General features: G+C 67.8%; 7 protein-coding genes and 1 rRNA gene. 6 read left to right on the plus strand and 2 right to left on the minus strand.

Annotated features, from left to right (window positions below; translation table 11 throughout):
* The first annotated feature begins 22 nt into the window (after positions 1-22).
* Together dapB and ACFT9I_RS17575 are read left to right on the plus strand one after the other, a co-directional pair.
* Complete coding sequence (gene dapB, locus ACFT9I_RS17570; RefSeq protein ID WP_382565105.1) at positions 23-787, plus strand: 4-hydroxy-tetrahydrodipicolinate reductase; 765 nt, start codon at positions 23-25, stop codon at positions 785-787.
* Positions 788-792: 5 nt separating this feature from the next.
* Positions 793-1,251, plus strand: coding sequence for a hypothetical protein (locus ACFT9I_RS17575; protein ID WP_382565106.1), 459 nt, complete (start codon positions 793-795; stop codon positions 1,249-1,251).
* Between the two features lie 132 nt (positions 1,252-1,383).
* Here the strand turns inward: ACFT9I_RS17575 and ACFT9I_RS17580 are convergent, their stop codons facing one another.
* Together ACFT9I_RS17580 and ACFT9I_RS17585 are read right to left on the minus strand one after the other, a co-directional pair.
* Positions 1,384-1,932: a hypothetical protein gene (locus tag ACFT9I_RS17580; RefSeq protein WP_382565108.1), complete on the minus strand. Its 549-nt coding sequence runs from the start codon at positions 1,930-1,932 to the stop codon at positions 1,384-1,386.
* A 95-nt stretch (positions 1,933-2,027) separates the two neighbouring features.
* On the minus strand, positions 2,028-2,267 hold the full coding sequence (locus ACFT9I_RS17585; protein WP_382565134.1) for a hypothetical protein: 240 nt from the start codon (positions 2,265-2,267) through the stop codon (positions 2,028-2,030).
* A gap of 287 nt (positions 2,268-2,554) precedes the next feature.
* Between ACFT9I_RS17585 and thyX the strand changes: the two genes are divergently transcribed.
* From thyX to ACFT9I_RS17605, 4 genes are all read left to right on the plus strand, one after another.
* A complete protein-coding gene (gene thyX, locus ACFT9I_RS17590; RefSeq protein ID WP_382565109.1) occupies positions 2,555-3,292 on the plus strand; it encodes an FAD-dependent thymidylate synthase in 738 nt (245 codons plus the stop codon).
* Between the two features lie 305 nt (positions 3,293-3,597).
* Positions 3,598-4,497 carry a 4-hydroxy-tetrahydrodipicolinate synthase gene (gene dapA / locus ACFT9I_RS17595; RefSeq protein WP_382565111.1) on the plus strand — a complete coding sequence of 300 codons (900 nt, stop codon included), beginning with the start codon at positions 3,598-3,600 and terminating at the stop codon, positions 4,495-4,497.
* Between the two features lie 205 nt (positions 4,498-4,702).
* On the plus strand, positions 4,703-6,388 hold the full coding sequence (locus ACFT9I_RS17600; protein WP_382565112.1) for a ribonuclease J: 1,686 nt from the start codon (positions 4,703-4,705) through the stop codon (positions 6,386-6,388).
* Positions 6,389-6,906: 518 nt separating this feature from the next.
* A 16S ribosomal RNA gene (locus ACFT9I_RS17605) occupies positions 6,907-6,987 on the plus strand; the annotation flags it as partial.

Below are 6,987 nucleotides of genomic sequence, written 5' to 3' on the forward strand. Positions count from 1 at the left end.
GGAAGCAGAAGGAAGCAGAGCGATGAGCACCAAACTGCGGGTGGCCGTGATCGGCGCCAAGGGCCGGATCGGCTCCGAGGCCGTACGGGCCGTCGAGGCCGCCGACGACATGGAACTGGTCGCGGCCCTCGGCCGGGGCGACAAACTGGAGACCCTCGCCGACACGGGGGCCCAGGTCGCCGTCGAACTGACCACCCCCACCGCGGTCATGGGCAACCTGGACTTCCTCGTACGCCACGGCATCCACGCCGTCGTCGGCACCACCGGCTGGACCGACGACCGCCTGGCACAGCTGGAGACGGTGCTGGCGGGCTCCCCGGAGACGGGCGTACTCATCGCGCCGAACTTCTCCATCGGGGCCGTCCTCACCATGAGGTTCTCCCAGGCGGCGGCCCGCTACTTCGAGTCCGCCGAGGTCGTCGAGCTGCACCACCCGAACAAGGTCGACGCCCCGTCGGGCACCGCCACCCGCACCGCCCAGCTGATCGCCGCCGCCCGCGCGGAGGCCGGCTCCCCGCCGCAGCCCGACGCTACGGTCACGGCGCTGGACGGGGCGCGCGGCGCGGACGTCGACGGTGTCCGCGTGCACTCCGTACGGCTCCGAGGACTGCTGGCGCACCAGGAGGTGCTGCTCGGCGCCGAGGGGGAGACGCTCACCATCCGCCACGACTCCCTGCACCACAGCAGCTTCATGCCGGGGATCCTCCTCGGCGTCCGCAAGGTGGTGACCACGCCGGGCCTCACCTTCGGCCTGGAGCACTTCCTCGACCTGAACCTGCCGGACTGACCGCCGTGCGCGCCAAGATCATGTACTTCGTCATGGCCGCCCTCCTCGTCGCCTACTTCGTCCTGGCCGGCGGCCGGGGCGTCGCGCTCATCGGGATCGGTACGCCGCTGACCGTCACGTTCGGGATCGCCGTGCTGGTGATGCCGGTCATCGGCGCCTGGTTCCTCTGGAAGAACACGCAGTTCGTCCAGCGGGCCAACCGGCTCGCGGCCGAGCTGGACGCCGAGGGCGGCCTGCCGGTGGACGAACTGGTGCGCACGCCGGGCGGCCGCGTGGACCGGGCGTCGGCGGACGCCGTCTTCGCCGCCCGCCGTGCCGAGACCGAGGACACTCCCGGGGACTGGCGCTGCTGGTTCCGTCTCGCGGTCGCCTACCGCGACGCCGGTGACACCCCACGGGCCCGCGAGGCGATGCGGCGCGCGATCACGCTGCACGGGGCGACTCCGGTGGCGGCGGCGCGATGACGCCCCGCTGAGCCGCCGCCTCGACAAGAACGAGACCAACGCGACCAACAACGCGACCAGGGCGAGCAGTTCGAGAAAGTCGAACTGCTCGCCCTGGTCGGATCGCTCAACTCGGGACCACGGTGCGCCTGTTCAGCCGCGCCGGTACTCGTCGCCCCACGCCTCGACGGAGTCCGCCGCCCGGTCGAAAGCCTCGGACCGCGACAGGAAATCCGCGTTGTGATCGGTGAGCAGCAGCCGCTTCTCGCCGTCCCGGAGTACGAGCAGGAGCGCCTGTCCCTGCACCGTCCGCGGCAGTCCCAGCCAGCGCACCGGCTGCTGCACCGTACGGACCTCCACGGCCTCGTCCCACGGCACGGTGCGGGTCATGAGCAGTCCCACGCGCCGTACGCCGTGCCGGCTGACCCACGCGCCCACGCGCAGCAGCCGCAGCGCCACGGCGATCATCACCAGCGAGATGCCGAGGCACACGGCGGCGCCGGACACCGCCCCGGCGAACGCGATGATCATCGTCGCGAGCAGCACGAACGAGGCGAGCAACAGCAGCAGCGCCGACGCGCCCACCCGCCACGGTCCCGGGCGGTAGGGGCGACGCCAGCGGTCGTGGTCGTCGAACGGCAGCGCGACATCATCGCCGGTGGCGTCAAACGCACGGTCGGCCGTCAGGAAGGGCAGGGGCACGACTGATCCTCACTCACAAGCACGCTCGATCGGGCGGTGCTGGCTGAGGTTATCGAGGAGCACCCCGGCACGACCACTCAGGGGGGCCGGACGGGTCAGCGGCCCTGGGACGCCTCGGACTGCTGCGTCGGTCCGGACGACGGACCGGATTCGAGGGCCGGCAGCCCGAACAACAGCGAGCCCGCGAATCCGGCCGCGACGACGAGCCCGATGAGTGTGCGACTCATCAGCTCGGACCGGCTGATCCGTTGTCTGGGAGGTGGAGTGACGTTACTGCGGAAGCTGTCGGCCTCGGCGACGAATGCGAACGGGACGGCCTCACGCCGGCGGAACATGGGGGAGAACTCCTTGCGGTCCTGCGAGTGGATACGAACGGCCACGAGTGGAAGCCTGGGCGGTAGTGAGAGAAGTGACTCGATACCGCTACTGAGTCAGACGCGTGGGACGGTCATTTGGTGCCCGATTTCGCCGAATTGGCGAACATCCGCACGAAGTACGCGCGCACGTCGGCAACGGTCACCCTTACGGTGCCGCCCGTGGCCGGAGTGGCCCTCAGGGGCTTGAGTGCCTGGTCGTAGAGTGGGCGCCGCCCGAGAGAACGCGACAGGAAGGACCCCCGCCGGTGAGTGAGAGCCCCGCCGAGACCAAGCCCAGCTTCCGCAGTGAGGTGACCGTCGACCTGGTGAAGCACACCGCGGGCGACTCCGACGTCCTGTGGGCCGCACGCGTCTCCACCGCGGGCGAGCAGTCCCTGGAGGAACTCTCCAAGGACCCCGAGCGCTCGAAGGGCCTCATCAACTTCCTGATGCGCGACCGCCACGGCAGCCCTTTCGAGCACAACTCGATGACCTTCTTCATCAGCGCCCCGATCTTCGTGTTCCGCGAATTCATGCGGCACCGCGTCGGCTGGTCCTACAACGAGGAATCCGGCCGCTACCGGGAGCTGCAGCCCGTCTTCTACGTCCCCGACGCCTCGCGCAAGCTCGTCCAGGAGGGCCGCCCCGGGAAGTACGTCTTCGTCGACGGCACGCAGGAGCAGCAGGACCTCACCGAGCGCGCGATGACGGAGTCGTACCGCCAGGCGTACGAGGCGTACCAGGAGATGCTGGCGGCCGGCGTCGCCCGCGAGGTGGCCCGCGCGGTGCTGCCTGTGGGCCTCTACTCGTCGATGTACGCGACGTGCAACGCCCGCTCGCTGATGCACTTCCTCGGGCTGCGTACCCAGCACGAGGCGGCGAAGGTCCCGAGCTTCCCGCAGCGGGAGATCGAGATGGTCGGCGAGAAGATGGAGGAGCAGTGGGCGCGGCTCATGCCGCTCACGCACGCCGCCTTCAACGGCAACGGCCGGGTGGCACCGTAGGGCGTCGGCGGGGCCCGCAGGGCTGCCGTTGCGCACAGATGTACGGACTATGGTGATAAGTGTCCGGATTGCGGCGTTTCGAGAAGTTCATCTAGGCTGATCAAACGGACCCGGCACTGCCTGAACCCCCGAGCAGTCAGTGCCGGGCTCCGTACACTGGACCGCGGGGGAGCGTTTCCCCCGAACCCCGGGCGGTTCCCCAGCCCCGCGCCACCCAAGAGCCCGCATCCGCACCGCGGCTCCCCGACCTGCCCGTGTGCCCCCGAGGGGACACGCCGAGCCGAGCAACGAGTAGCGTGTTACCCATGGCTCCGATCTCCACTCCGCAGACCCCCTTCGGGCGGGTCCTCACCGCCATGGTCACGCCCTTCACGGCGGACGGCGCACTCGACCTCGACGGCGCCCAGCGACTCGCCTCGCATCTGGTGGACGCAGGCAACGACGGCCTGATCATCAACGGCACCACCGGCGAGTCCCCGACCACCAGCGACGCGGAGAAAGATCAGCTCGTACGGGCCGTCCTGGAGGCGGTGGGAGACCGGGCGCATGTCGTCGCCGGTATCGGCACCAACGACACCCGGCACAGCATCGAACTCGCCCGCACCGCCGAACGCACCGGCGCACACGGTCTGCTCGCCGTGACCCCGTACTACAACAAGCCGCCGCAGGAAGGCCTCTTCCAGCACTTCACGGCCATCGCCGACGCCACCGGGCTGCCGGTGATGCTGTACGACATCCCGGGCCGAAGCGGCGTCCCCATCGACACCGAGACGCTCATCCGGCTCGCCCAGCACCCGCGTATCGTCGCCAACAAGGACGCCAAGGGCGACCTGGGCCGAGCCAGCTGGGTCATCGCCCAGAGCGGCCTCCCCTGGTACTCGGGCGACGACATGCTCAATCTTCCGCTCCTCGCGGTCGGCGCCATCGGCTTCGTCTCCGTCGTCGGCCACGTGGTCACACCGGAACTGCGCGCCATGCTCGACGCGTACGTCACCGGCGACGTCCAGAAGGCCACGGAGATCCACCAGAAGCTGCTCCCCGTCTTCACCGGCATGTTCCGTACGCAGGGAGTCATCACCACCAAGGCGGCGCTGACCCTGCAGAAGCTGCCGGCCGGACCGCTGCGCCTCCCGCTCGTCGAGCTGACGGAGCACGAGACGGCGCAGCTCAAGATCGATCTCGCGGCCGGCGGGGTAGAGCTGTAACCGAGGCCCCGCCTTAACGAACGCGATTGCATGAACCAGGTTTCATGGATATCGAAAATATCGAACTTCACAACTGAATAACCGAACACACAAGTGCTGGGCATTCCGCCCACTCGGACAACAAGCAAGTGCAACAGCAAGTGCACGAATGTCACGCGCGCCACGTGCCTCAGCGGTACGTGGCGTGCGTGGTGAGGAGAGTCTTTTGAGTCATCCGCATCCCGAACTCGGCGCCCCGCCGAAGCTGCCCAAGGGCGGCCTGCGCGTCACCCCGCTCGGCGGCCTGGGCGAAATCGGCCGTAACATGACGGTCTTCGAATACAACGGCCGTCTACTGATCGTCGACTGCGGCGTCCTCTTCCCCGAAGAGGAACAGCCGGGCATCGACCTGATCCTGCCGGACTTCACCACCATCAGCGACCGCCTCGACGACATCGAGGGGATCGTCCTCACGCACGGCCACGAGGACCACATCGGTGGCGTCCCCTTCCTGCTCCGGCTGAAGGCGGACATCCCGCTGATCGGCTCCAAGCTGACCCTCGCGCTGATCGAGGCCAAGCTCCAGGAGCACCGCATCCGCCCGTACACCCTCGAAGTGACCGAGGGGCATCGCGAGCGCATCGGCCCGTTCGACTGCGAATTCGTCGCGGTGAACCACTCGATCCCGGACGCGCTGGCCGTCGCCATCCGCACCCCCGCGGGAATGGTGGTCCACACCGGCGACTTCAAGATGGACCAGCTCCCGCTGGACCGTCGCCTGACCGACCTGCCGACCTTCGCCAGACTCGGCGAAGAGGGCATCGATCTGCTGCTCTCCGACTCGACCAACGCCGAGGTGCCGGGCTTCGTCCCGCCCGAGCGGGACATCTCGAACGTCCTGCGGCAGGTCTTCGGCAGCGCGCAGAAGCGGATCATCGTGGCGAGCTTCGCCAGCCACGTCCACCGCATCCAGCAGATCCTCGACGCCGCCCACGAGTACGGCCGCAGGGTCGCGTTCGTCGGCCGCTCGATGGTCAGGAACATGGGCATCGCCCGGGACCTGGGCTACCTCAAGGTCCCGGCCGGCCTCGTCGTCGACGTCAAGACGCTCGACGACCTCCCGGACAGCGAGGTCGTCCTCGTCTGCACCGGCTCCCAGGGCGAACCGATGGCCGCGCTCTCGCGCATGGCGAACCGCGACCATCAGATCCGGATCGTCCCCGGCGACACGGTGATCCTGGCGTCGTCCCTCATCCCGGGTAACGAGAACGCGGTCTACCGCGTGATCAACGGCCTGACCCGCTGGGGCGCGAACGTCATCCACAAGGGCAACGCCAAGGTCCACGTCTCGGGCCACGCCTCGGCCGGCGAGCTCCTGTACTTCTACAACATCTGCAAGCCGAAGAACCTGATGCCGGTTCACGGCGAATGGCGCCATCTGCGCGCCAACGCCGAACTCGGCGCACTGACGGGGGTCCCGAAGGACCACATCGTCATCGCCGAGGACGGCGTGGTCGTCGACCTGGTCGACGGCAAGGCCAGAATCGTCGGCAAGGTCCAGGCGGGTTACGTGTACGTCGACGGGCTCTCGGTCGGCGATGTGACCGAGACGTCCCTCAAGGACCGTCGCATCCTCGGTGACGAGGGCATCATCTCCGTGTTCCTGGTGGTGGATTCGACGACCGGCAAGGTCGTGGGCGGTCCGCACATCCAGGCGCGAGGCTCCGGCATCGAGGACTCCGCGTTCGCCGCCGTCATCCCGAAGATCGAGGAGATCATCGGCAAGTCGGCATCCGACGGCGTCGCCGAGCCCCACCAACTCCAGCAGCTGGTGCGGCGATCGGTGGGCAAGTGGGTCTCCGACACCTACCGCCGGCGCCCGATGATCCTGCCTGTGGTCGTCGAGGTCTGACCTCGACCCGACCTCAACACCGGAGCGGGGCCCCCGATTTGCTTCGGGGGCCCCGCTCCAGTAGGTTTACGGCTCCACCTGAACGGGAACGCCGAGGCACTCACGTGCCGGAGCGGCGAGCCGGACCGGGTGGGAATTCCGACTCAGAATCTCTGATAAAGTCGGATTCGCCGAAAGGGAAACGCGAAAGCGGATAACTGAAAGCGGCCCCGCTGACTGGGAATCAGGCGCCGAAAGGTTCTGATAGAGTCGGAAACGCAGGACAGCAGGAACCGAAGGGAAGCCCGGAGGAAAGCCCGAGAGGGTGAGTACAAAGGAAGCGTCCGTTCCTTGAGAACTCAACAGCGTGCCAAAAGTCAACGCCAGATATGTTGATACCCCGACCTCGTCCACTTTGTGGATTGGGTTGAGGTTCCTTTGATAGAAACACAGCGAGGACGCTGTGAACGACCGGTCTTATTCCGACCGGTTGTTCCGCTCTCGTGGTGTCCACCTGACCCTCTGGGGTCGGGAAAACATTCACGGAGAGTTTGATCCTGGCTCAGGACGAACGCTGGCGGCGTGCTTAACACATGCAAGTCGAACGATGAAGCCTTCGG

Source organism: Streptomyces sp. NPDC057137 (genome assembly GCF_042670825.1).
Taxonomy (GTDB): Bacteria; Actinomycetota; Actinomycetes; order Streptomycetales; family Streptomycetaceae; genus Streptomyces.

Excerpts from the sequence above, each read along its gene's own strand:
- dapB (WP_382565105.1), top strand. The coding sequence starts at position 23 with ATGAGCACCAAACTGCGGGTGGCCGTGATCGGCGCCAAGGGCCGGATC.
- ACFT9I_RS17585 (WP_382565134.1), bottom strand. The coding sequence starts at position 2,267 with ATGTTCCGCCGGCGTGAGGCCGTCCCGTTCGCATTCGTCGCCGAGGCC.
- dapA (WP_382565111.1), top strand. The coding sequence starts at position 3,598 with ATGGCTCCGATCTCCACTCCGCAGACCCCCTTCGGGCGGGTCCTCACC.